This is a genomic window from Hungatella sp. (assembly GCF_046966825.1).
On sequence record NZ_JBKVCZ010000104.1, the window covers coordinates 1 to 24,378 of the forward strand.

At 50.1% G+C, this 24,378-nt stretch carries 22 protein-coding genes; 20 read left to right on the forward strand and 2 right to left on the reverse strand.

Annotation, left to right across the window (positions count from 1 at the left end):
- The first annotated feature begins 249 nt into the window (after nt 1-249).
- From hrcA to thiI, 11 genes are all read left to right on the forward strand, one after another.
- Nucleotides 250-1,299, forward strand: a complete 1,050-nt coding sequence (gene hrcA / locus ACLTD4_RS24535) for a heat-inducible transcriptional repressor HrcA (RefSeq protein ID WP_055653987.1) — start codon at nt 250-252, stop codon at nt 1,297-1,299.
- Between the two features lie 59 nt (nt 1,300-1,358).
- Nucleotides 1,359-1,976 carry a nucleotide exchange factor GrpE gene (grpE, locus tag ACLTD4_RS24540; protein WP_055654414.1) on the forward strand — a complete coding sequence of 206 codons (618 nt, stop codon included), beginning with the start codon at nt 1,359-1,361 and terminating at the stop codon, nt 1,974-1,976.
- A 150-nt stretch (nt 1,977-2,126) separates the two neighbouring features.
- The gene (gene dnaK, locus ACLTD4_RS24545; protein ID WP_055653986.1) at nt 2,127-3,998 is read left to right on the forward strand and encodes a molecular chaperone DnaK; all 1,872 of its coding nucleotides are present in this window, start codon (nt 2,127-2,129) and stop codon (nt 3,996-3,998) included.
- 139 nt (nt 3,999-4,137) lie between these two features.
- The gene (gene dnaJ, locus ACLTD4_RS24550; protein ID WP_055653984.1) at nt 4,138-5,277 is read left to right on the forward strand and encodes a molecular chaperone DnaJ; all 1,140 of its coding nucleotides are present in this window, start codon (nt 4,138-4,140) and stop codon (nt 5,275-5,277) included.
- 217 nt (nt 5,278-5,494) lie between these two features.
- Nucleotides 5,495-8,203 carry a diguanylate cyclase domain-containing protein gene (locus tag ACLTD4_RS24555; protein ID WP_117621324.1) on the forward strand — a complete coding sequence of 903 codons (2,709 nt, stop codon included), beginning with the start codon at nt 5,495-5,497 and terminating at the stop codon, nt 8,201-8,203.
- Entirely contained in the window at nt 8,200-8,769 is a 570-nt protein-coding gene (locus ACLTD4_RS24560; RefSeq protein ID WP_117621323.1) for a glucan-binding protein, read from the forward strand. The genes ACLTD4_RS24555 and ACLTD4_RS24560 overlap by 4 nt, the downstream gene beginning before the upstream one ends.
- A 646-nt stretch (nt 8,770-9,415) precedes the next feature.
- Nucleotides 9,416-10,159: a sulfite exporter TauE/SafE family protein gene (locus ACLTD4_RS24565; RefSeq protein WP_412331640.1), complete on the forward strand. Its 744-nt coding sequence runs from the start codon at nt 9,416-9,418 to the stop codon at nt 10,157-10,159.
- Nucleotides 10,160-10,168: 9 nt separating this feature from the next.
- Nucleotides 10,169-11,125 carry a 50S ribosomal protein L11 methyltransferase gene (prmA, locus tag ACLTD4_RS24570; RefSeq protein ID WP_055653976.1) on the forward strand — a complete coding sequence of 319 codons (957 nt, stop codon included), beginning with the start codon at nt 10,169-10,171 and terminating at the stop codon, nt 11,123-11,125.
- An 8-nt stretch (nt 11,126-11,133) separates the two neighbouring features.
- Nucleotides 11,134-11,871: a 16S rRNA (uracil(1498)-N(3))-methyltransferase gene (locus ACLTD4_RS24575; protein ID WP_117621320.1), complete on the forward strand. Its 738-nt coding sequence runs from the start codon at nt 11,134-11,136 to the stop codon at nt 11,869-11,871.
- A gap of 14 nt (nt 11,872-11,885) precedes the next feature.
- On the forward strand, nt 11,886-13,040 hold the full coding sequence (locus tag ACLTD4_RS24580) for a cysteine desulfurase family protein (RefSeq protein WP_025530571.1): 1,155 nt from the start codon (nt 11,886-11,888) through the stop codon (nt 13,038-13,040).
- A 98-nt stretch (nt 13,041-13,138) separates the two neighbouring features.
- Complete coding sequence (thiI, locus tag ACLTD4_RS24585; protein ID WP_117621319.1) at nt 13,139-14,317, forward strand: tRNA uracil 4-sulfurtransferase ThiI; 1,179 nt, start codon at nt 13,139-13,141, stop codon at nt 14,315-14,317.
- Nucleotides 14,318-14,542: 225 nt separating this feature from the next.
- Here thiI and ACLTD4_RS24590 read toward each other — a convergent pair whose 3' ends face one another.
- Nucleotides 14,543-14,776, reverse strand: a complete 234-nt coding sequence (locus ACLTD4_RS24590) for a hypothetical protein (RefSeq protein WP_002602483.1) — start codon at nt 14,774-14,776, stop codon at nt 14,543-14,545.
- Between the two features lie 151 nt (nt 14,777-14,927).
- Here ACLTD4_RS24590 and mtaB point away from each other — a divergent pair, with 151 nt between their 5' ends.
- From mtaB to ACLTD4_RS24635, 9 genes are all read left to right on the forward strand, one after another.
- Nucleotides 14,928-16,247, forward strand: coding sequence for a tRNA (N(6)-L-threonylcarbamoyladenosine(37)-C(2))-methylthiotransferase MtaB (mtaB, locus tag ACLTD4_RS24595; protein WP_117621318.1), 1,320 nt, complete (start codon nt 14,928-14,930; stop codon nt 16,245-16,247).
- A gap of 148 nt (nt 16,248-16,395) precedes the next feature.
- A complete protein-coding gene (locus tag ACLTD4_RS24600; RefSeq protein ID WP_002602485.1) occupies nt 16,396-16,656 on the forward strand; it encodes an IreB family regulatory phosphoprotein in 261 nt (86 codons plus the stop codon).
- Nucleotides 16,657-17,043: 387 nt separating this feature from the next.
- Nucleotides 17,044-17,484 (forward strand): Holliday junction resolvase RuvX, encoded by a 441-nt coding sequence (ruvX, locus tag ACLTD4_RS24605; protein WP_029466884.1) that lies wholly within the window; start codon nt 17,044-17,046, stop codon nt 17,482-17,484.
- A 6-nt stretch (nt 17,485-17,490) separates the two neighbouring features.
- Nucleotides 17,491-17,772, forward strand: a complete 282-nt coding sequence (locus ACLTD4_RS24610; protein WP_025530574.1) for a DUF1292 domain-containing protein — start codon at nt 17,491-17,493, stop codon at nt 17,770-17,772.
- A gap of 46 nt (nt 17,773-17,818) precedes the next feature.
- Nucleotides 17,819-18,286, forward strand: coding sequence for a Fur family transcriptional regulator (locus ACLTD4_RS24615; RefSeq protein WP_117621317.1), 468 nt, complete (start codon nt 17,819-17,821; stop codon nt 18,284-18,286).
- 22 nt (nt 18,287-18,308) lie between these two features.
- Nucleotides 18,309-19,976 (forward strand): ribonuclease J, encoded by a 1,668-nt coding sequence (locus ACLTD4_RS24620; protein ID WP_117621316.1) that lies wholly within the window; start codon nt 18,309-18,311, stop codon nt 19,974-19,976.
- Nucleotides 19,977-20,023: 47 nt separating this feature from the next.
- Nucleotides 20,024-20,419 carry an endolytic transglycosylase MltG gene (locus ACLTD4_RS24625; protein WP_002602490.1) on the forward strand — a complete coding sequence of 132 codons (396 nt, stop codon included), beginning with the start codon at nt 20,024-20,026 and terminating at the stop codon, nt 20,417-20,419.
- Nucleotides 20,416-21,075: an O-methyltransferase gene (locus tag ACLTD4_RS24630; RefSeq protein WP_002602491.1), complete on the forward strand. Its 660-nt coding sequence runs from the start codon at nt 20,416-20,418 to the stop codon at nt 21,073-21,075. The genes ACLTD4_RS24625 and ACLTD4_RS24630 overlap by 4 nt, the downstream gene beginning before the upstream one ends.
- Nucleotides 21,072-22,307, forward strand: a complete 1,236-nt coding sequence (locus ACLTD4_RS24635) for a peptidase U32 family protein (RefSeq protein WP_117621315.1) — start codon at nt 21,072-21,074, stop codon at nt 22,305-22,307. The genes ACLTD4_RS24630 and ACLTD4_RS24635 overlap by 4 nt, the downstream gene beginning before the upstream one ends.
- 98 nt (nt 22,308-22,405) lie before the next feature.
- Here ACLTD4_RS24635 and ACLTD4_RS24640 read toward each other — a convergent pair.
- A partial coding sequence (locus ACLTD4_RS24640; protein ID WP_412331639.1) for a sensor histidine kinase occupies nt 22,406-24,378 on the reverse strand: 1,973 nt, incomplete at its 5' end.

The following is a 24,378-nucleotide window of genomic DNA, read 5'->3' on the forward strand; positions in this document are numbered from 1 at the left end:
GCCCAGGAGCCAGCCGGGACCGAACGGGAAGCAGAGGGCGGCAGGGGCGGGGAACGGTAGTGAACAATTGTCTTACTTCAATAAAAAGCTTTATAATTTATAAAGAAGAAGTTCACAGAAAATTCTCAAAAAATTTTCAATCGAATGTATTGACAAATGAGGGAAAAAAGAATATATTATGAAATGAAGATGTTAGCACTCCTAAACGTTGAGTGCTAACAGGAAGACTCAGAAAGGAAGTGTGGCGGGTTGAACGATAAGGACCAGTTGGACGGCCGTAAGGTTACGATCTTGAAGGCTATTATTAAAACGTACTTAGAAACCGGCGAACCGGTTGGTTCCAGAACTATTTCCAAGTACACCGATCTGAATTTGAGTTCAGCCACGATCCGGAATGAGATGTCTGATCTGGAGGAGCTGGGATACATTGTACAGCCGCATACGTCGGCCGGGCGGATTCCCTCCGATAAGGGATACCGTTTTTATGTGGATCAGATCATGCAGGAGAAAGAAGAAGAATTTACTGAAATCAAGGACCTGATGCTAAAGCGTGTGGACCGGGTCGAGCTTCTGCTGAAGCAGATGGCTAGAATCCTGGCGCAGAACACGAATTACGCGGCTTTGATCAGCGCTCCCCAGTATCACAGAAACAAGCTGAAATTCATCCAGCTGTCCAAGGTTGATGATGGAAAGCTTCTGGTGGTCATCGTTGTAGAGGGAAATATGATTAAGAACACCATGATCCCCATCAGCCAGCAGCTAAGCGATGAAGGGCTTTTAAATCTTAACATTCTTCTTAATAATGCCTTAAACGGGCTGACCATAGAGGAAATCAATCTGGACGTGATCAGCAGATTAAAGGAGCAGGCCGGCATACACAGCGAGGTGGTTGACCGGGTTCTCAACGAGGTTGCGGAAGCAATCCGGGCGGACGACGATGATTTGCAGATTTACACCAGCGGCGCCACGAACATTTTCAAGTATCCGGAGTTAAGCGACGGAGAGATGGCAAGCCGTCTGATCGGTACGCTGGAACAGAAAGAACTCCTTCAGGAGCTGGTCGATGATGTGAACAGTTCAGAAAGCAGTTCGGGAATTCAGGTCTATATCGGCGAGGAAGCGCCGGTGCAGACGATGAGGGACTGCAGTATCGTCACAGCGAATTACGAGCTGGGCGAGGGCTTGAGGGGAACGATCGGTATCATCGGTCCAAAGCGTATGGACTATGAAAAGGTTTTGAATACGCTGCGGAATCTCATGACGCAGCTGGATTCGATCCTGAAAAAAGATGAAAGGTGAAGGGAAGAACAGTGAGCAGCGAAGAGACGAGAATAGAAGAGGAACTGGTAGAAGAGGCCATGAAGGCTGAAGACACCGGTTCCGTTGAAAAGGAAATAGAAAAAGGCGAAAAAGAGGCCGCGGAGACAGAAGCGTGTGCCGAGGACGCCGCTGAGGAAAAAACCGGAGAAGAGCCAGCGGAAGAAAAGCAGGCAGAACCGGAGAAAAAAGGATTTTTCGGAAAGAAGAAAGAGAAGAAAGATCCGAAAGACGCCAAGATAGAGGAACTGACCGACCGTCTGCAGCGGAATATGGCCGAGTTCGATAACTACAGAAAGAGGACAGAAAAAGAAAAATCCGCCATGTTTGAAATCGGCGCCAGAGATATCATTGAAAAGATACTTCCGGTGGTCGACAATTTCGAGAGAGGCCTTGCAGCCGTTCCGGAGGAGGATAAGGGCGCTCCGTTTGCAGAAGGAATGGAAAAAATATATAAACAGCTTATGAAGACGCTGGAAGATGCAGGTGTAAAACCGATCGAAGCGGTGGGTCAGCCATTTGACCCGAATTTCCACAACGCAGTGATGCATATTGATGACGAATCCCTTGGCGAGAACACGATCGCCATGGAACTTCAGAAGGGTTATACCTACCGGGATACCGTGGTGAGACACTCCATGGTTCAGGTAGCCAATTGACTGTGAGCATTTAACAAGGTCTTTTCGAGTTTAGTGCGAACGTCGTTCACGAATCTTAGCGAGGTTCTTTCGAGCTTAGATGAGCTGAACATACCTTTATTTATTAAATGATAAAATTGAGAGTAAAGACAATTATAGGAGGAAAAAACTATGGGCAAGATTATTGGTATTGACTTAGGTACTACTAACAGCTGTGTGGCTGTTATGGAAGGTGGAAAACCGGTTGTTATTCCGAACAGTGAGGGTGTAAGAACAACACCATCTATCGTAGCATTTACAAAAAACGGTGAGAGGCTGGTAGGTGAGCCAGCAAAGCGTCAGGCAGTTACCAATGCAGACAGAACCATCTCTTCCATTAAGAGACATATGGGTACAGACTACAAGGTAGCGATCGACGGAAAGAACTATACACCGCAGGAAATCTCCGCGATGATTCTGCAGAAGTTAAAAGCAGACGCAGAGGCTTATCTGGGCGAGAAGGTAACAGAGGCCGTTATCACGGTTCCTGCATACTTCAACGACGCACAGCGTCAGGCAACCAAGGACGCAGGCAAGATTGCCGGCCTTGATGTAAAGCGTATTATCAACGAGCCGACGGCAGCAGCGCTGGCATACGGCCTTGACAATGAAAAAGAGCAGAAGATCATGGTATACGATTTAGGCGGCGGTACATTCGATGTTTCCATCATCGAAATCGGCGACGGCGTAATCGAAGTACTTTCCACAAACGGCGACACCCGTCTGGGCGGCGATGATTTCGACAACCGCATCACCCAGTGGATGGTAGACGAATTCAAGAAGACAGAGGGCGTAGACTTATCCGGTGACAAGATGGCTATGCAGAGATTAAAAGAAGCTGCAGAGAAGGCTAAGAAGGAATTATCCTCCTCCACAACCACCAACATCAACTTACCGTTCATCACTGCTACGGCAGAAGGCCCGAAGCATCTCGATATGAACTTAACGAGAGCGAAATTTGACGAGCTGACACTCGATTTGATCGAGCGCACGGCTGTTCCGGTACAGAACGCATTAAGAGATGCCGGAATCACAGCTTCCGAGCTTGGAAAAGTTCTGCTGGTAGGCGGTTCCACCCGTATGCTGGCAGCACAGGAAAAAGTAAAACAGCTGACAGGAAAGGAACCGTCCAAGACCTTAAATCCTGACGAGTGTGTGGCGATCGGCGCCAGCATCCAGGGCGGTAAGCTGGCAGGCGATGCCGGCGCAGGCGATATCCTTCTTCTGGATGTTACTCCACTGTCCTTATCCATCGAGACCATGGGCGGCGTAGCGACAAGACTGATTGAGAGAAACACCACAATCCCGACAAAGAAGAGCCAGATCTTCTCCACAGCGGCTGACAACCAGACAGCGGTTGATATCCACGTTGTACAGGGTGAGAGACAGTTTGCAAGAGACAACAAGACACTCGGCCAGTTCCGTTTAGACGGAATTCCGCCTGCAAGAAGAGGCGTTCCGCAGATCGAGGTTACCTTTGATATCGATGCCAACGGTATCGTAAACGTATCCGCTAAGGATCTTGGAACAGGCAAGGAACAGCACATCACCATCACCTCCGGCTCCAACATGTCCGATGATGATATCGATAAGGCTGTAAAAGAAGCGGCTGAATTCGAGGCTCAGGATAAGAAGCGCAAGGAAGGCATTGATGCGAGAAATGACGCCGACTCCATGGTATTCCAGACAGAGAAGGCTTTACAGGAAGTAGGCGACAAGATTGACGCCAATGATAAGGCTGCCGTAGAAGCTGATTTAAACGCTTTAAAAGAAGCCATCAACAGAGCTCCGATCGAAGAGATGACAGACGCGCAGATCGAAGACATCAAGGCAGGCAGAGAGAAGCTGATGAACAGCGCTCAGGCACTGTTTGCAAAAGTATATGAGGCTGCCCAGGGTTCTGCAGGTGCCGGCCCTGATATGGGCGCTGGTGCGGATAACGCAGGCGGCGGAGCTTCCTATCAGGACAGCGATGTAGTTGACGGAGACTACAAAGAGGTGTAAGATAGTCTGGTCAGTTGACAGGGCTTTGGAAAAAGTGTTGTAGTGATACAGCACTTTTTCCGCAGTTTTCATATCTGGTTGTCCGGCAGGCGTGAAGGGCCGGAACCAGGTAAAGCGATAAGTGAAAGGTAGACCTAAGATGGCAGAAAAGAGAGATTATTATGAAGTCCTCGGCATTCCCAAAGACGCAGACGATGCGGCGATTAAGAAGGCCTACAGGGCATTAGCAAAAAAATACCATCCTGATACGAACCCCGGCGACGCTGCCGCAGCGGAGAAGTTTAAAGAAGCTTCCGAGGCGTACAGCGTGCTCAGTGATCCCGATAAGAGACGCCAGTACGACCAGTTTGGTTCCGCTGCGTTTGACGGAAACGGCGGACCGGGCGGATTCGGCGGTTTCGATTTTTCCGGCGCAGATATGGGAGATATCTTTGGCGATATCTTCGGCGATATTTTTGGCGGCGGACGATCCAGAAGCGGTGCCCGTTATAATGGACCATCGAGGGGCGCCAATGTCAGGACCAGTGTCCGGATCACATTTGAAGATGCGATTTTCGGATGCGAAAAAGAGATCGAGCTTAATTATAAAGAGGAATGTGCGTCGTGTCACGGAAGCGGGGCGAAAGCGGGAACCTCACCCGTTACCTGTCCGAAGTGTAACGGAAAAGGTAAGATCATGTATACCCAGCAGTCCTTCTTTGGTCAGGTACAGAATGTCCAGACTTGTCCGGACTGCGGCGGAACAGGCCGTATCATAAAAGAAAAATGTCCGGATTGTTATGGAACCGGATATATTACGAAGCGTAAAAAGTTTAAGGTCACGATTCCTGCGGGCATCGATAACGGACAGAGCGTGCGTCTGGCCGGAGCCGGTGAACCGGGAACCAATGGCGGAGAGCGGGGCGACTTACTGGTCGAGGCCGTAGTATCCGGCCATCCAATCTTCAAACGTCAGGATACCAGCATATTCTCCACCGTGCCGATTTCCTTTACCAGGGCGGCGCTGGGTGGTCCGATCCGTATCAAGACGGTGGATGGAGACGTGGAATACGAGGTGAAGGCCGGAACCCAGACAGACACCAAGGTCCGCTTAAAGGGCAAGGGCGTTCCGTCTCTGAGAAACAAGGCAGTCCGCGGCGACCATTATGTCACACTGGTTGTACAGGTGCCGGAACGTATGAATGAAGCTCAGAAGGAGGCGCTGCGCAGGTTCGATGAGGCGATGGGCGGCGACAGCTCCGAGGGCGAGAAGCATAAGAAAAAAGGAATTTTTAAATAGCAGTTATCAATAAGGCCGTCATCAGGCAGTAATCCCTGATGGCGGCCTTATCATTTACTGAAAATTCATGTAAAAATTTATGAATCCTTACAATTTTATACAATACACAAAATATAATTGGTTCTATCTTGTAAAAAACAGTAAAAACCAGTAAAATAGGAATCAGTAAAAGAAACGTATCAGTTTCGGTTTTGGGGAAATCCGGAAAGGGTAAGGGATGACAGAAGAAGAGCGGCAGGTTTTAGAGTTTGTCAGGCGGTTTCACCAGGTCTGTCTGGAAGAGCAGGATATGGAACAGGTCGGTCAGATGATTTCTGACGATATCGAATGGACTGGTGCAGGAAGATACAATACAGTAAAGGGACGTGAGAACATCTTATACGCCTTTGAGGCGGATCAGAACGGAAAGAAGTACGATTATCAGATCCTGAATGCGGATTATGCGGTATCACTTCTCGCCGGACATATTTATTCATTTTCAGGAAGCTGTTACGTCAGAGGAACCCGGGGGGATATGGAGGACGGCGAGCGCGTGGTGCGGGCAACGGGCATCTGCCGGTTTGAGGACGGTGTCGGGTATATGATGAGACTTCATCACTCTCTTCCGAACCGTGCGTGGGAATCCGATCTGCAGCGCATGACACAGGAAGATGTGCGGGTGCTGCGGAGTCTGGTCGGATTGCAGTCCAAGGAACTGGAGGAGAAAAACTCTAACCTGGACGCGCTGATCCAGAATATCCCCGGCGGCGTTATCTGCTGCAGGGACGATGAGGATCTGGAACTTATATTTTACAGCGACGGTTTTTTAAAGATGTTCGGCTATACAAGAGATGAGATGGAGACGGTTCTTGAGAATAAGTTCAGCCGGATGATCGTACCGGAAGATTTGCAGAGCACGCGTCTGGACGTGATCCGCCAGATGAAGAACGGAAATACCAAGGAGATCGAATACCGTGTGATCTGCAAGGACGGAAGTTATCTTGTCATTCAGGATAATGGACAGCTGGTCATGCGGGACGGCCAGCCCGTCTTTTACTGCATTCTGATCGACATTACAGAGCGCAGAAAGGCGGATGAGGAGCTGAAGATGAGTCTGGAACGGTACCAGATTATCTTAAATCAGGCAACAGACATCATTTTCGAGTGGGATATTAAGAGCGATACATTGACGTGCTCGCCGAACTGGATCAAAAAATTCGGATATCAGGTGGTCCGTGATCACATATCGGAAGAGGTATTGAGACGGGGCAATTTACATAACGATGATAAAAAGATCTTTGTGCAGATGCAGAAAGAGGTCCTCTTAGGATCCCCCTGCGGGGAAAATGAAATCCGGATAGCCACAAAGGATGGGCGCTTTATCTGGTGCAGGGTGCGTTACACGCTTCAGACGGATCAGGACAAGCGGCCGGCACGGGCCATCGGACTGATCGCGGACATCGACAAGGAGAAGCGGGAAAAGGAGCGGCTGCTGGAGCTGGCAGAACAGGACTCGCTGACCGGCCTCTACAACCGGGGCGCGGTTCAGACGCTGATCCAGCGGTATGTGGTGAAGGCGCTGCCGTCGGACCGCTGTGCGCTGATGATTCTTGATGTGGATAATTTTAAGAAGGTCAATGATATTTACGGCCATTTAAGCGGTGATGCGATGTTAAGAGACATTGCGGACATGCTTCGCAGGCTGTTTCCGGAAAATGCGGTTCTGGCGAGAGTCGGCGGAGATGAGTTTGCGGTCCTTTTGTACCATGTGAAAACTTTGGGTGAGGTGGAGGAGAAGGCGGACGGGATTCTTAAAAACTTTCGGTCCATTTTAAGGCAGCAAAAAGATATTATATCCTGTTCGATCGGTATCTCCATCGCTCCCGAGAACGGCGATAACTTTGCAAGCATTTACAAAAACGCCGATGCGGCGCTCTATCAGGCCAAGCGGCAGGGGAAAAACAGATATGCCCTCTATGCGGAATCGCTGGAGGATGTCATCACACCGGAGGGACAGACGGATGTGGCCGGAGCGGCGGTTATGGATCAGAAACTTGCAGACCAGAACCTGACAGGCTATGTGCTGGATATCCTGAGCCGCTCCAACAGCATGGAAAAATCCATCAATCAGCTGCTGGAGATTGTCGGAAGACAGGTGGATGTGTGCCGTGTCTATATTTTCGAGGATGACGAAGACGGAATCAGGTCCTCCAACACGTTCGAGTGGTGCAAGGAGGGGGTACAGCCCGAAAAGGAGAATCTGCAAAGCATAAATATGGAGGCTCTCGATCATTACTACGATAACTTTAATGAGGAAGGAATCTTTTTCTGCCGGGATGTCAGTACGCTTCTGACACATCAGCGCATGATTCTGGAAAATCAGGGGATTAAGTCCGTGCTGCAGTGCCGGATCATGGACCAGGGGAAGCCGAAGGGATTCATCGGTTTCGATGAATGCATGGAAAACCGTTACTGGACCGGCAATCAGATCCGGCTGCTTCAGACCATTTCCAGGATTCTCGGTATTTTCTTAATGAAGGGAAGGGCGCAGGAGCGGCTTGGCAGGGCTATGAACGGATTTTCCGCAGCATTGGAGGAGCAGAGAGACTGGTTCTATATTCTGGACATGGAGACGTGTCAGTTTCTCTACACCAGCAGAAAGGTGCAGGAACAAGATCCGGCGGTCGTCTGCGGCGGTGTCTGTTACCGTGTGTTCTTCGGGGCGGACCGGATGTGCGAGGGCTGTCCCATGCTGATGCTGGATTCCGTCAGGACCAGTGCGTCGAGCCTCGTCTGGAACCGGAATAGGAAATGCTACGTGCATACCCGCGCCCAGGCTGTATTGTGGCCAGGAGGAAGAGAGGCATGCATGATCAGCTGCCGCATTGTGGAAGGGCTGGAAAAACAGAGAGAGGAACCAGAAAATAGCTTGGAGGAAGAAAAATGAAAAAAATAAGAAAATTTGCATGGACGGCAGCACTGGCATTCTGCGCAATTCTGTGGTTTTCCATGGCGGCGTTTGCGGATGATACGCAGGAGGTACGGGATTTTCCGGGATTTAACGGTTCCGGATCGAAGCAGGTCGGACCGATCGAGGGCAGCGTCTCCTATGACTGCTGGTACGATGACGACGACAGCGATGATGACGATGGCGGACCGGGCGCCTATACGTATAAGAGGGGATGGCGCTACAGCCCGGGCGGCTGGTGGTTCCAGAACAGTGATGGGAGCTGGCCGTCCAATGGATGGAAGCACATCGACGGCAGATGGTATATGTTTGACAATGGCGGTCACATGATGACCGGATGGTACACCGATGGAAACGGCAATAAATTTTACTTAAATCCGACGGACGACGGTACGCTGGGGTCCATGAGAATCGGCTGGCAGATCGTCGGCGGAAAGGCCTACTATTTTAACACGATGTCAGACGGTACGCTGGGACGTCTCCTTGTGAATACGACGACGCCGGATGGCTACCATGTGGGTACTGACGGTATCATGGCACAGTAGCCGGGAGGGAAGGGCGGGAGCCCCCGTATTCTGAACAGCCTGGAAACATGGATGACAGATAAGAAATAACAGATGAGACAGAAAAAGGCTGAACCTGCTTGCCGCGGGTTCAGCCTTTTTCGTTTCGATTACAAACTCTAATTGCCGTTAGATTGTAATATGTGAAAATGCGTTCTGTGTCCGGTCCCTCATGACTCAGGGCGAGTGTGATGTGGTGTAATGCATCAAGGAATTTCGTTTTTCTTGATATTTTTTGCCCTTTGTGATCGGTATGGAACAGAAGTGATTTTCATCCGTTCAATAGATTAATGCAGGAGGATCGTGTTTTATTGCATCTATTTCAAAAAAAAATAAAAAAATTTTGTTTTTCTTTTTCGCTTCCATGCGTTATGATGGAACAGACGGACGTACAGGTCGAAAAATGGCGTAAATCCGCCATTTTTGAAAGAAGAAGGCTCCGGTAAATACAGTTGCTGTTGCAGCGATATCAAAACTATGCTATGATATCATGTGGTTTATTTCCGTGAGCAGCGAGCCAGACGGACATGTCTGCATGTCCAGTGGGCGGTTTTCGCAGGCGGCGGATCATGTCGGATTATCTGAATGACTGGAACCAGTCACAGATGAAAGAGAGGAAATGAATATAATGCACCAGTATCTGATTGTATGTCCGCTGGTATTCTTAGCCGGTTTCGTAGATTCCATTGCCGGAGGCGGCGGTCTGATTCACTTCCGCCATTTGGCAGCAGGGGTTCCGCCTCATTTGGCGCTGGGAACGAATAAGATGGGATCGACCATGGGAACGGTCATCTCCACGGCGAGGTTTGCGAAGAGCGGCTACATCAAATGGAAGCTGTCTTTATTTGCGGCGGCCTGTGCGATCGTCGGTTCCATCATCGGTTCGAATTTATCCCTGCTTGCCAGTGAGAAGTTTTTAAAGGGAATGATGCTGTTCGCCCTGCCGGTTGTGGCTTTCTATGTTTTGAAAAATAAGGATATGGGCGATAATGAGAATACGGGAAGTCTTACGGAGAAGCAGATGATGCTGATCAGCATGGCGGCCGCGCTGGTGATCGGTACATATGACGGCTTCTACGGCCCGGGTACGGGTACCTTTCTTCTGTTAGTTTTAACAGGGGCGGCGAAGATGGACTTGAGGACCGCATCGGGAACGACAAAGGTGATCAACCTGTCTTCCAATATTGCGGCGCTGGTGACATTTTTAATAAATGGAAAAGTATTGCTTCCGCTGGGGATCACAGCGGGCGTCTTCTGTATCGCGGGCCATTATATCGGCTCCGGTATGGTGGTAAAGAGCGGCCAGAAGGTCGTGCGTCCGGTTGTTCTGGCGGTGCTGTTGTGTCTTTTTGTGAAAATTGTGAAAGGGTAAGGGATTGCTATGAAATGGAAGAAATTTACGCTGAAGACCACGACGCAGGCCGTGGATTTAGTCAGCAGCATGTTTGATGAGATCGGAATTGAGGGAATCGAGATCGAGGACAATATTCCGCTTACGGCGGAGGAGACGAAAGGGATGTTCATTGATATCCTTCCAGAGCTGCCGCCGGACGAGGGCGTGGCGTTTGTCAGCTTCTATCTCGACGACAGCCAGGACATCGCCGGCATCCTGAAAAGTGTGGATGAGGGACTTGATGACCTTTCCATGTTTACGGATCTGGGAGAGCGGACCATCACCGAGAGCGAAACAGAGGATAAGGACTGGATCAACAACTGGAAACAGTATTTCAAGCCGTTTACCGTGGATGATATCCTGATCAAGCCTACCTGGGAGGAGATTCCGGAGGAACATAAGGACAAGCTTCTCATTCAGATTGATCCGGGAACAGCGTTCGGCACGGGCCAGCATGAGACGACTCAGCTCTGTATCCGCCAGCTCCGCAAATACGTGACGTCGGAGACAGTTCTTCTCGATGTGGGAACGGGAAGCGGAATTCTGGGAATCACGGCCTTAAAGCTTGGTGCGAAGGCGGTGTTCGGCACGGATCTCGACGAGAACGCCATTACGGCGGTCGGTGAGAACCTGGAGGCCAATGGAATTGATTCAGAGAAATTCGCAGTTCTCCAGGGCAATATTATTGACGATAAAGATGTTCAGGACGCAGCGGGATACGAAAAGTATGACGTGGCGGTGGCAAATATTCTGGCGGATGTCATCATTCTGCTTCAGAAGGAAGTTCCGGTACATTTGAAAAAGGGCGGAATCTTTATCACCTCCGGCATCATTAATATGAAGGAAGAGGCAGTGAGGGCGGCATTTGCAGCCAACGACGCCTTTGAGGTGATTGAGGTAACGTATCAGGGTGAGTGGCTGTCGGTTACGGCCAGGAAGAAATAGGGAAGAGTATGTATCATTTTTTCGTAAGTCAGGATCAGATCGGGCCGGAGGCAGTCACAGTCACAGGGCCTGACGTGAACCATATAAAAAATGTGCTGCGCATGAAGCCGGGAGAAGAAGTCCTGATCAGCAACGGTGTGGACAGGGACTATTTATGTAAACTTGAGACGATCGCGGCGGACAGCGTGACCGCGGCGATCGTCTCGGTTACGGAGAGCGGTACGGAGCTGCCCGTGAAATTTTACTTATTTCAGGGGCTTCCGAAGAGCGACAAGATGGAGCTGATCATTCAGAAGGCAGTTGAACTGGGGGTCTATCAGGTGATTCCGGTAGAGACGAGGCGTACCGTCGTGAAGCTGGACGCGAAGAAGGAAGACGCGAAGGTGCGCAGATGGAACGCTGTCTCGGAGAGCGCGGCGAAGCAGTCGAAACGCCTGATTATTCCGGAGGTGACCGGTGTGATGTCATTTCGAGAAGCGCTCCAGTACGCGGGTGGATTCGATAAGAACATCATTCCGTTTGAGCATGCGGAAGGGATGGCGGACACAAAGGCGTATTTTACAGGAATCAGGCCGGGTATGAGCTGCGGAATCTTCATCGGCCCGGAGGGCGGATTTGAGGATGATGAGATCGCGATGGCCTCGACGGCCGGAGTGAAGCCGGTGACACTTGGAAAACGGATTCTGCGAACGGAGACGGCCGGACTGGCAGTGCTGTCCGTCTTAATGTTCCAGATGGAGAATTGACGAGGAGAATTTAAATGGAAGTTTATTTTGATAATTCGGCAACGACGAAGGTGCTTCCGTCGGTGGCCGATCTTGTGCTGAAGGTGATGACGGAGGATTATGGAAATCCGTCCGCGAAGCATGGAAAGGGCATGCGCGCGGAACAGTATATCAAAGAAGCCGCGGAGATCATCGCCGGGACACTGAAGGTATCTCCCAAGGAGATTATATTCACCTCCGGCGGCTCAGAGTCCAACAATATGGCGCTGACCCGGACGGCCATAGCCAATAAACGGGCCGGTAATCATATCATCAGCACCTCCATCGAACACGCCTCGGTCTACAATCCGCTGGCGTATTTGGAGGAACAGGGCTTTGAGGTGACATACCTGCCGGTGGATCATGACGGCCATATCAGCCTGGAGGATTTGGAAAACGCCATCCGTGAGGATACGATCCTTGTATCCATCATGTATGTGAACAATGAGATCGGCGCGGTGGAGCCGGTGGAAGAGATCGCAAAGCGGATCAAAAAGAAGAATCCGGCGATTCTGTTCCACGTAGATGCCATTCAGGCGTACGGAAAGTTTGTCATCCGGCCGAAACGGCAGGGAATCGATTTACTCTCGGTCAGCGGCCATAAGATTCATGCTCCGAAAGGAATCGGTTTTCTGTATGTGGACAGCCGGGTTAAGATAAAGCCGCTCATCTACGGCGGCGGCCAGCAGCGGGGCATGCGCTCCGGCACGGAAAACGTACCGGGGATCGCCGGACTCGGTGAGGCGGCCAGGGAGATGTATCAGAACCATGGCGAGAAGATGAAACAGCTCTATGAGTTAAAGGATTACATGATAAAACGACTGGATGAGGTCGAGGGAACCACGGTCAACAGCCTTCCGGGAGAGTTGTCCGCTCCTCAGATCGTGAGCGCCAGCTTTTCCGGGGTGAGGAGCGAGGTGCTGCTTCACGCGCTTGAGGACAAGGGAATCTATGTTTCGTCCGGATCCGCGTGCTCCTCCAACCACCCGGCGGTCAGCGGAACCTTAAAGGGAATCGGGGTAAAACAGGAGCTGCTGGATTCCACACTGCGGTTCAGCTTCGGTGTATTTAATACGAAGGACGAGGTGGATATCTGTATCGCAGCGCTTAAGGAGCTGCTTCCGGTGCTCCGGAGGTATCAGAGAGGCTGACAGCCATGAACAATCAGAACGGCTGACCTGGCAGAAGGCCGCAATGCTGAACTGGGCTTTCAGAACGGAAGGCCTGGCAGAAAAAAGAAAGGATCAATATGCAGTATAAATCATTTTTGATAAAGTACGCCGAGATCGGCGTAAAGGGAAAAAACCGTTTTATGTTTGAGGACGCGCTGGTGACACAGATCCGGCACGCTTTAAAGGATATCGATGGAGATTTTATGGTGGTGAAGGAGTCGGGAAGAATCTACGCCACAGCGGAATCTGAGTACGATTTTGACGAGGCAGTTGAGACGCTTAAGCGTATTTTCGGCATCGCCGCCATCTGTCCCATGGTTCAGGTGGACGACAATGGATATGAGGATTTAAAGAAACAGGTGCTCGCCTATGTGGATGAGGTTTATGAGGATAAGAATTTTACCTTCAAGGTAAATGCAAGACGCGGCAATAAAAAGTATCCGGTAAATTCCGACCAGATCAACAGGGATTTAGGGGAAGTGATTCTGGATGCGTTTCCCGAGACGAAGGTGGATGTTCATCATCCGGAGGTCATGCTCCATGTGGAGGTGAGAAACCGGATCAACATTTACTCCATCGTCATTCCGGGACCGGGCGGTATGCCGGTGGGAACCAATGGAAAGGCCATGCTGCTCTTAAGCGGCGGTATCGACAGCCCGGTGGCCGGTTACATGATTTCAAAGCGCGGTGTGAAGATTGACGCCGTTTATTTCCATGCTCCGCCTTATACGAGTGAGCGAGCAAAGCAGAAGGTGGTCGATTTAGCGAAGCTGGTATCGAGGTATTCGGGACCAGTCCATCTTCATATCGTGAATTTCACGGATATCCAGCTCTATATCTATGATCAGTGTCCTCATGAGGAGCTGACCATTATCATGAGACGTTACATGATGCGGATCGCTGAGAGACTGGCCGTGGATGTCGGAGCACAGGCTCTGATTACAGGGGAGAGCATCGGCCAGGTGGCTTCCCAGACAATGCAGTCCTTAGCCGCCACGGACGCGGCCTGTACGATGCCGGTATTCCGTCCGGTTATCGGATTTGATAAACAGGAAATCGTGGATGTAGCCGAGAAGATCGGAACGTACGAGACATCGGTTCTGCCCTTTGAAGACTGCTGTACCATCTTTGTGGCAAAGCATCCGGTTACAAAGCCGAATTTGAAGATGATTGAGCGTTCAGAAGAAAAGCTGAAAGAAAAAATCGACGAGATGGTGGAGACTGCCATCAATACAGTGGAAAAGGTATGGTGCTGATGCATCGGACGTACTTTACCGTGAAAGAACAGAGAGTCCGGCTCGCCGGACTCTCGCGCCGGAGCACGGTTGCTTCAGCAGCCAAACTTCCTTAGCGCGGAGTGCGCATACCCGATAAAGGGGGGTACGCTGTCCTGCCCGGGGGCTTTTTATGTAATAGGAAGATGCTCCTATTACATAAAAAGCTTCAACCGTGGGACACGGTTGAAGCGCTTACTTGTCCGATTAATCAACGATGTATGGCTTTAAGATGTTTACGATCTCATCCACGCTGCTCTCAGAATGAATGTTTAAATCGATCGGCTTGGATAAGTCTAAACTGAAGATGCCCATAATGGACTTGGCATCAATAACGTATCTTCCAGATACCAGATCAAAATCGGTATCGAACTTGGTTAAGTCATTTACAAAAGATTTTACTTTGTCGATGGAGTTTAAAGATATACGCACTGTTTTCATGTGAAAAAACCTCCTTGAGATTGTTCTTTTTTTAATCAGGGAATCCCCGCTTGTTCAAGTTCAATACTACTGGCATATGGGTTAAAAGTCAATGGTAATTTTACATGAAAATAAACTTCACATACTGTTTATTTAGATAGGAGAAAATAAAATGAGAAAGGCAGCCCTGCATAACCTTGGATGCAAGGTAAATTCATATGAAACGGAGGCTATGCAGCAGCTTCTGGAAGAGGCGGGATATGAGATTGTTCCATTTGCCGAAGGCGCGGATGTGTACATCATCAACACCTGTTCAGTAACCAATATAGCCGACCGCAAATCGCGGCAGATGCTTCACCGGGCCAAGAAGATGAACCCGCAGGCCGTGGTAGTGGCGGCAGGCTGCTACGTGCAGTCGGCAGGAGAGGCGCTTAAACTGGACGAAGCGGTGGATCTGGTCATAGGAAACAACAAGAAGACTGAGCTTGTGAGAATTCTGGATGACTACTTTACAAGCGAAGATCACACCGTGGAAGAGACGGTAATCGATATCGGGGCGGCAAAGGATTACGAGGCCCTGACTATCAAACGGATCGCCGACCACACCAGGGCGTTTATCAAGGTCACAGACGGATGCAACCAGTTCTGCAGCTACTGCATCATCCCTTATACGAGAGGCCGGGTACGTTCCAGAAAGCTGGAGGATGTGCGCGCCGAGGTAGAACGGCTGGTGGAAGCCGGATATAAGGAAATTGTGCTGACAGGGATTCATTTGAGTTCCTACGGCGTGGATTTTGAAGAAGGAGGGAAGAAGACGCTTCTCGACTTAATCGTGTGTCTCCATGAGGTAGAGGGACTCTTAAGAATCCGTCTGGGCTCTTTAGAACCGCGGATCATCACAAAAGAGTTCGCAAAAGCGCTGGCGTCCCTTCCAAAAATCTGTCCTCATTTCCATCTGTCCCTTCAGAGCGGCTGTGATGCGACGCTTGCGCGGATGAACCGCCACTACACGACAGAAGACTATTTAAGCCGCTGTGAGATCCTGCGTGCGGCGTTTGACTGTCCGGCGATTACCACCGATGTCATCGCAGGCTTCCCGGGGGAGACAGAAGAAGAGTTCCAGACCACAGAGGCGTTTTTAAAGAAGGTTCATTTTTACGAAATGCACGTCTTTAAATACTCCAAACGTGAAGGCACCCGCGCAGCCGTCATGCCCTCCCAGATCCCGGAGCCGGTAAAGAACGAACGAAGCGGAGTCCTCCTTTCGCTGGAAAAAGAAATGTCCCTGGAATACCGAAAACAGCATCTCGGAAAAAACACCGAGGTACTGATGGAAGAAGAGTACGAGTGGGAAGGAAAGCGATACATGATCGGCCATACAAAAGAGTACATCAAGGCCGCGGTACCGTTTCAGGAAGACTTAAAAGGAAGTATGATTTCCGGAATACTTGAGACCCTGTTAAATGACGAAGTATTTCTCCTGAAAAATTAAGAAGATCCATTCAGCCTCCACCCACTGCGGATTTTCGGCGTAACTTATCCCTGTAAAATTCAGGAAAATCAGGAATTTTTATTTTTTTCTTGCCGAAACAGCAAATATGGTTTAGAATAGAGAAGAACAGTTAAAGGACGTGAGCGTAATGGGCGATATTCATAATACACAATTTTTTGGTTCAGTACAGGAAAACAAGCTGGATGTAAGCCAGGTTCTGGAGCAGGTCTATATTGCCCTTTCAGAGAAAGGGTATAATCCGGTCAACCAGATCGTGGGTTATATCATGTCTGGAGATCCTACTTATATAACCAGTCATAAGAACGCCAGAAGTCTCATCATGAAGGTAGAACGGGATGAGATCCTGGAGGAGCTTATGAGGGTCTATATCGATACGATGCTTAAGTAATTTTACGTGGTAAAGAGAATCTGTAATTTGACTGTCAGATGAAGGAATAAACGGACTCTGGCAGTTGTTTTTTCGTGTTGAAAAAATACCGGTTTTATTTCCAGCGGCGGCGATCAGAGAGACATGCGGGCATGTTTATCCGGTAACTGCTGCGGGAGCCAATACCCCGCCACCTGCGGGGCGCAAATGTGATGCCCCCGTTGTCCGCGGCGGGTTAATTGAATTTTGCTGCAGTTCCTCAGATAACCGATAGAATGGCTGAACTGGAGCTTTATTTCCGCAGGCAATGAGTCAGGCGGACATGCCCGCATGTCTGTCCGGCGGCCGCGAGGGTCTGGGATTCTGCCGTTAGCGGCGGAAGGTTTGACAAATATGGAGAAAATAAATATGAGAATAATGGGCCTTGACTACGGTTCTAAGACTGTTGGCGTCGCTGTATCCGATTCCCTTGGCATTACTGCCCAGGCGGTGGAGACGATTACGAGAGAAGACGAGAACAAATTAAGAAAGACTTGCGCCCGAATTGAGGAATTGATTCGGGAATATGAGATTGAAACCATTGTTTTGGGTTATCCTAAGAATATGAACAATACTCTGGGAGACCGTGCAGAGAAAACAGAGAGCTTTAAAGCCATGCTGGAGCGCAGGACCGGACTGCCGGTGGTACTCTGGGATGAGAGGCTTACAACCGTTCAGTCGGAACGGATTTTACAGGAGAGCGGAGTCAGACGGGAAAACCGGAAGGCGGTCATCGACAAAGTGGCGGCCGGATTGATTCTGCAGGGCTATTTGGACAGTCTGCCAGGCGGCACGACCAGAGGAGAATGACGAACGATGAGCAACGAAGAAAAGAAGATCACATTGGTGACAGATGACGGCGGAGCCGTAGATTTTTACGTTCTGGAAGAGACCAGAATTAATGGAATGAGTTATCTGCTGGTGACAGATGCGGCGGATGATGACGAAGAAGGAGAATGTTACATTCTGAAGGACTTATCGGAGAGCGACGATGCGGATGCTCTTTACGAGTTCGTAGAGGATGATAACGAGATAGATTATTTATTTAAAATATTTTCCGAACTGCTGGAAGACGCGGACGTGGATATTGAAAAGTGATGAAGATTTCATTGTTAGGAAATAACGGATTTTGAGGGACTCGTATATGGAACAGGAAGTTTTTAAAGACATGCTTCGTAAAAAGGGACTCAAAGTGACAAATCAGCGCATGCTGGTACTGGAAATCATGGCGGAGCGCCCGGGTGAACATTTAACGGCGGAGGACATCTATGACCTCGCGAAAAAGAAATGCCCGGAGATCGGACTGGCCACGATATACAGGACCGTGCAGGTACTGGTGGATCTGTCGGTAATCGATAAGGTGAGCTTTGACGACGGTTTTGCCCGCTATGAATTAGGGGGCCTTGAAAGTGAGTCCAGACATCACCATCATCACGCAATATGCAGCCGCTGCGGCAGAGTATTTTCATTTGAAGGAGACCTCCTTGATACACTGGAGCAGACCATTTCCGATACCATGGGATTTAAGGTGACGGATCATGAGGTAAAGCTCTACGGGTACTGCAGGGATTGTCAGAAAATCATGGAAAAAGAAGATCAGGACGGAAAATAGATAGAAAAATGGAGGTAACAGATTGAAGAAACAGGACAGCAATGCAAAAATTAAGATCATTCCCCTTGGTGGAATGGAACAGATTGGTATGAATATTACCGCGTTTGAATACGAGGACAGCATCATCGTAGTGGACTGCGGACTTGCTTTCCCCAGCGACGACATGCTGGGCATCGACTTAGTCATTCCGGACGTAACGTATTTAAAACAGAACATCGACAAGGTGAAGGGATTTGTGATCACCCACGGCCATGAGGACCATATCGGAGCCCTGCCGTACATTTTAAAAGAAGTCAACGTGCCGGTCTACGGTACGAAGCTGACCATTGCACTGATCGAGAATAAGTTAAAAGAGCATAATTTATTAAAGAATACGAAGAGGAAAGTAATCAAGCACGGACAGTCCATCAACCTTGGATGCTTCCGTATTGAATTTATAAAGACAAACCACAGTATCGCAGACGCTTCCGCACTGGCTATTTATTCACCGGCGGGCGTGATCCTGCACACCGGCGACTTTAAGATCGACTATACGCCAGTCTTCGGCGAACCGGCCGATTTAGAGCGTTTTGCGGAGCTGGGCAAGAAGGGCGTTCTGGCCCTGATGTGCGACAGCACCAACGCCATCCGCCCGGGATTTACCCCATCGGAAAAGACGGTGGGAAAGACATTTGACAATATCTTTGCAGATCATAAATTTAACCGTATCATCGTTGCCTCTTTTGCCTCCAATGTGGACCGGGTGCAGCAGGTGATCAACTCAGCGGCCAAATATGGACGCAAGGTCGTGGTAGAGGGACGAAGCATGGTGAACGTCATCGGAACGGCCAGCGAACTGGGCTATATCGACATCCCGGAGGGAACCTTAATTGATATCGACCAGCTGAAGAATTATCCGGACGAGCAGACCGTGCTCATCACCACAGGAAGCCAGGGAGAATCCATGGCGGCCCTTTCCCGTATGGCAGGAAGTACCCACAAAAAGGTATCGATTAAACCGACCGATGTGATTGTGCTCAGCTCCACTCCGATTCCGGGCAATGAGAAGGCCGTGTCCAAGGTTATCAACGAACTGGCCATGAAGGGTGCCGAAGTAATCAATCAGGATACCCACGTATCCGGCCATGCGTGTCAGGAAGAGATCAAGCTGATCTACGCTCTGGTGCGTCCGAAATACGCGATCCCGGTTCATGGAGAGTACCGCCATTTAATGGCTCAGAAGAATCTGGTACAGGCTATGGGCATTCCGAAGGACGACATCGTTATCATGTCCTCAGGAGACGTGGTGGAACTGGGACAGGAGTCCTGGGGCATCGTGGATCACGTTCAGGCAGGCGGAATCCTGGTGGACGGACTGGGTGTCGGCGACGTCGGCAATATCGTGCTGCGTGACAGACAGAACCTGGCTCAGAACGGTATCATCATCGTCGTGCTGACGCTGGAGAAATACAGCAATCAGCTGCTGGCAGGCCCGGACATCGTGTCCAGAGGCTTCGTCTATGTGAGAGAATCCGAGGATCTGATGGAGGACGCAAGAGCGGTCGTGAATGACGCTGTGCTGGACTGCCTCGACCGCCATGTCAACGACTGGGGCAAGATCAAGAATATTATCCGCGACAGCTTAAGCGATTTCTTATGGAAACGGATGAAGCGGAATCCGATGATTCTGCCGATTATTATGGAAGTATAGGATAAGCATCAAAGAATCAGGACTTTCGTGTTGAAAGGGATGACAGTATGAGCCGTGCTACAAAAGAGATCAACAGAATAACGGGAGCCATCATCGGGATATCCGGAAGGCTGATTGTCTGCGCACTGGTCGTGCTGCTTCTTTACGAAGGCGTGACAAAGGGCTATGAATTCGGCCATGAAATTTTTTACGCCACGTCTGTGGAAGCTGCGCCGGGAAGAGACAGGAGTATCACCGTGGAGGAGGGAACCTCCATCACGGATGCAGCGAAGCTCCTTAAGTCGTACGGGCTGATTGCGAATGAATATTCATTTGTCATACAGGCCATCTTCTTCGACTACGAAGTGAACCCCGGGACGTACACCGTGAACACCTCTATGACCTCCAAGGAGATTCTTCAGATGATGAACGAAAATACCGGAGAAGAGGAAGAGAAGGAATGATAGGGAACGACAGAGTCACGGACTACATTAATTCGCTGGAGAGAAGCCGGGGAACGCTCCTTTCGGAGCTTGCGTCAAAGGCCCGGAAGGAACGGGTGCCGGTCATCCGCGAGGAGACAGCCTCATTCCTGATCTCTCTGGTGGAGGCGAAGCGGCCGGCGGCTATCCTGGAGGTTGGCACAGCGGTGGGCTACTCGACGCTTTTAATGGCGGGGGCCATGCCGGAGAATTGCCGCATAACAACGATTGAAAAATATGAAAAACGGATACCAGAAGCCCTGGAAAATTTCGAGAGAGCGGGGGAGAGTGAACGAATCACCCTGCTCCCCGGCGATGCCGGAGAGATCTTGAAGAAACTTACCGGTCCCTATGATTTTATATTCATGGACGCGGCGAAGGGCCAGTATCTTGTATGGCTTCCCGAAATCATGAGACTCATGGTTCCGGGAAGTATGCTTGTCTCGGACAATGTGCTGCAGGATGGCGATATCATCGAATCGCGCTATGCGGTGGAACGGCGCAACAGGACGATCCATGCGCGCATGCGGGAATATTTATACGAATTGAAACATACGGACAGCCTGGCCACGTCGATCATACCCATCGGGGACGGCGTTGCATTAAGCGTTTTTAGAGAAAGAGATGTAAAAAGATGAGAAAGACAGAACTGCTTATTCCGGCTGGAAGTCTCGAGGTGCTGAAGACCGCCGTGATTTACGGTGCGGATGCGGTCTATATCGGCGGTGAGGCCTTCGGTCTGAGAGCGAAAGCAAAGAATTTTACGAATGAAGAGATCAAAGAGGGAATCGCCTTTGCCCATGAACACGGTGTAAAGGTCTATATAACGGCCAATATTCTGGCTCACAACGATGATTTAGCGGGTGTGGAGGCGTATTTCGGAGAACTGAAGGAGATCGGTCCGGATGCGCTGATTATCTCAGATCCGGGAGTATTCGCCATTGCCAGGCGGGTGATACCCAATATGGAGATCCATATCAGCACCCAGGCTAATAATACGAACTACGGAACGTACCGTTTCTGGTATGATCTGGGGGCAAAGCGCGTGGTAACGGCGCGTGAGCTTTCTTTAAAGGAGATTAAGGAGATCAGAGAACACATTCCGGAGGATATGGAGATCGAGAGCTTCATTCACGGAGCCATGTGCATCTCCTACTCAGGACGGTGTCTTCTGAGCAATTTTATGACGGGCCGGGACGCCAACCAGGGGGCCTGTACCCATCCCTGCCGCTGGAAGTATTCCATCGTCGAGGAGAAGCGTCCGGGTGAGTACATGCCGGTTTATGAGAATGAGCGGGGCACGTTTATCTTTAACTCCAAGGACTTATGTATGGTCGATCACATACCGGAGATGATCGATGCCGGGATCGACAGCTTTAAGATCGAAGGGCGCATGAAGACGGCGCTCTATGTGGCGACGGTGGCAAGGGCTTACCGAAGGGCCATCGATGATTACCAGAAGGACCCGAAGCTTTATGAGGCGAATTTAGACTGGTATCGGGAAGAGATCGTCAAGTGTGTCAACCGGGAATTTACCACAGGCTTCTATTTCGGAAAACCGGACGCATCGTCCCAGATCTACGAGAACAGCACGTATGTGAAGGATTACACGTATTTGGGAACAGTTGCTTCGGTGAATGCCCGGGGGTATGCGAGAATCGAACAGAAGAATAAGTTTTCGGTGGGGGAAACCATCGAGGTGATGAAGCCGGACGGAACGAACAGCGAGGTAGTCGTCAAAGCGATTTACGCGGAAGACGGAACCCCGCAGGAGAGCGCCCCCCATGCGCGCCAGATGGTTGATGTGGATCTGGGGATTGCGATGGATCCGTATGATATACTACGGCGGTGTGAGGTTGGAGGGGAATAGTCAGAAGCGGACAAAGCAATGGCAAAAGCGTATCAGTAAGATGTGACGCTTTTGCCATTTTCGCTGTCCGAGAAAGCGCATAAACCTGCTATATACTCTTAGACCTGCTTCCACAACACAAGAGAAACTTCAAATTTATCTTTATCAGGAATCAGATAGAACTGGCCCCCGTTTGCCTCTACCATGCTGCGGACACTGGAGAGGCCGATTCCGGCACCTTCGTGTTTGGTAGAGGAAATCCGGTCTTCAAGGACGGTAAATTCTCCATTCCAGTGGTTTTTCACGGTGATCAGCAGGTTGCCCTTTGCAGTCTTTGCGTATATTTTTACGGAGCGGAGCTCCTGGGGCAGCTTTTCAGAGGCTTCGAAGGCATTTTCCAGGAGATTACCAAGCAGAACGCCGAGGTTCCAGGCTTCCAGCTTTAATTCCGCCGGGAGAGAAACATGAATGGAAAGTGGTATCTGCTTCTGTAATGCGCGCTGCCGGTAGTAGGTGAGAACCGCGTTAGCTGCGTGGTTATCGCAGAGAACCGGCCATTCGGTCTGCTCAGAACTGTTCTCGTAGCCTTCCAGATAGTCCTCCAGCGCATCATACTGCTTCTGGTTGGTAAGTTCCTTGATTGCCGTGATATGGTGGCGCAGGTCATGCCGCATCTTACGTGTCTCTTCTATGCTTTTTGACAGGATCCGATAGTTTTCTTCCTGGAGGGCGAACTGTCCCTTCATCAGCCGCATATTCTCAGCGAGTGCGGTACGTTCTGCATAGGCCCGGATCGTATCAAACCAGAGTCCGCCGGCCAGGAGAAGGATAAAGAGGAATCCTGCGTTTTCTGTCTGCCATCCAAAACGCACCGGCTCAAAGACCGGAGCGGCCGCCTGAACCAGAAGGGCGACGGCGATTGTACAGAGACCCGCCAGGAGCAGGCTTCGCATGGTTTCCGTCTGTTCCCTGTTAAAGAATGCAGTGGTAATGAGCCAGCTGAAAAGAACGAGTTTGAAGCCGTCTAAGAAGACTGAGTAGAGCAGCATAGCAGTTAAGCTTCCGTTTAACAGCAGAGCGGGAACCACAAGAGAAGCAAGAGCTGCAGCTGCGCAGACGAAAACGGCAAATTGCTGCGGCCTGCCTTTGATACCGCAGAGACTGCAGTGCAGCGCACAGATTGCGGTAAGAAACAGGTAAAAGCTTAAATCTTCCAGATAATAGGTCCAGTATCCGGCGCCAAATAAATGAAAGAGCGGATACATGACATGCATGGTGAAGAACAGGCATACAAGAGAAAACAGTATCATGCGTCTCCGTTCCCCGCCGGTTTTGATGCCAATGAAAAGATACAGGATTCCGATGGTCAGTGATGCAATGACCATGATACATGTGCGCAGAAATCGGAGGGAAATTAAATCGGATACTGCATCTGTTGATCCGAACGCCGGAGGATAGACCATGCCGCTGTAATAGTGACGTGTATCCGCGGCCTGTACGACCAGCTCTGCTTTTCCAGCCGCGGAGAAGGTAATCATACCTGTGCGGATGGAGGGGGACGGATTGACGGAGGTTACATCACCTAAGATGCTGACAGGCCGGCCATTTACCCAGATTCGTGAGGCGGAATAGATTTCAGGCAGTTCCAGCGCATATTCGTTTACTTCCGGAGGAAGCAGGATGGTCAACCGATACGTGGCGCAGCCATGAGGATTACCGTTTTTATCTCCGGCTTCAAAACCTCCGTACTGTCCCAGATAGATAAAATGAGGCTTCTGCCCGTTAAATTCGCCGGGGGCAATCAGCTTTTGCGGATAGATTTCCCAGCCATAGGTCAGTACAGATAAGGGCTGCCTGTCTGACCGCAGATCAAGAATCCCATGCTCTCCCTGTTTTCCGGGAAAATGGTATTTGTTGTCATACCGGTATTGCAGGACAAACAGAAGGATCGTGCATAGTACGACGAGCAGAAGCAGGCAGAGCCGCTTAAGGTAAATGTTTTTCTTCATAAACTGCACATGGAGACTCGTGCCTTTAGACATGAGAGGAATTGTGCCCCTCCTGACTCTTTCGCAAGCTCCTTCTCCTTTTT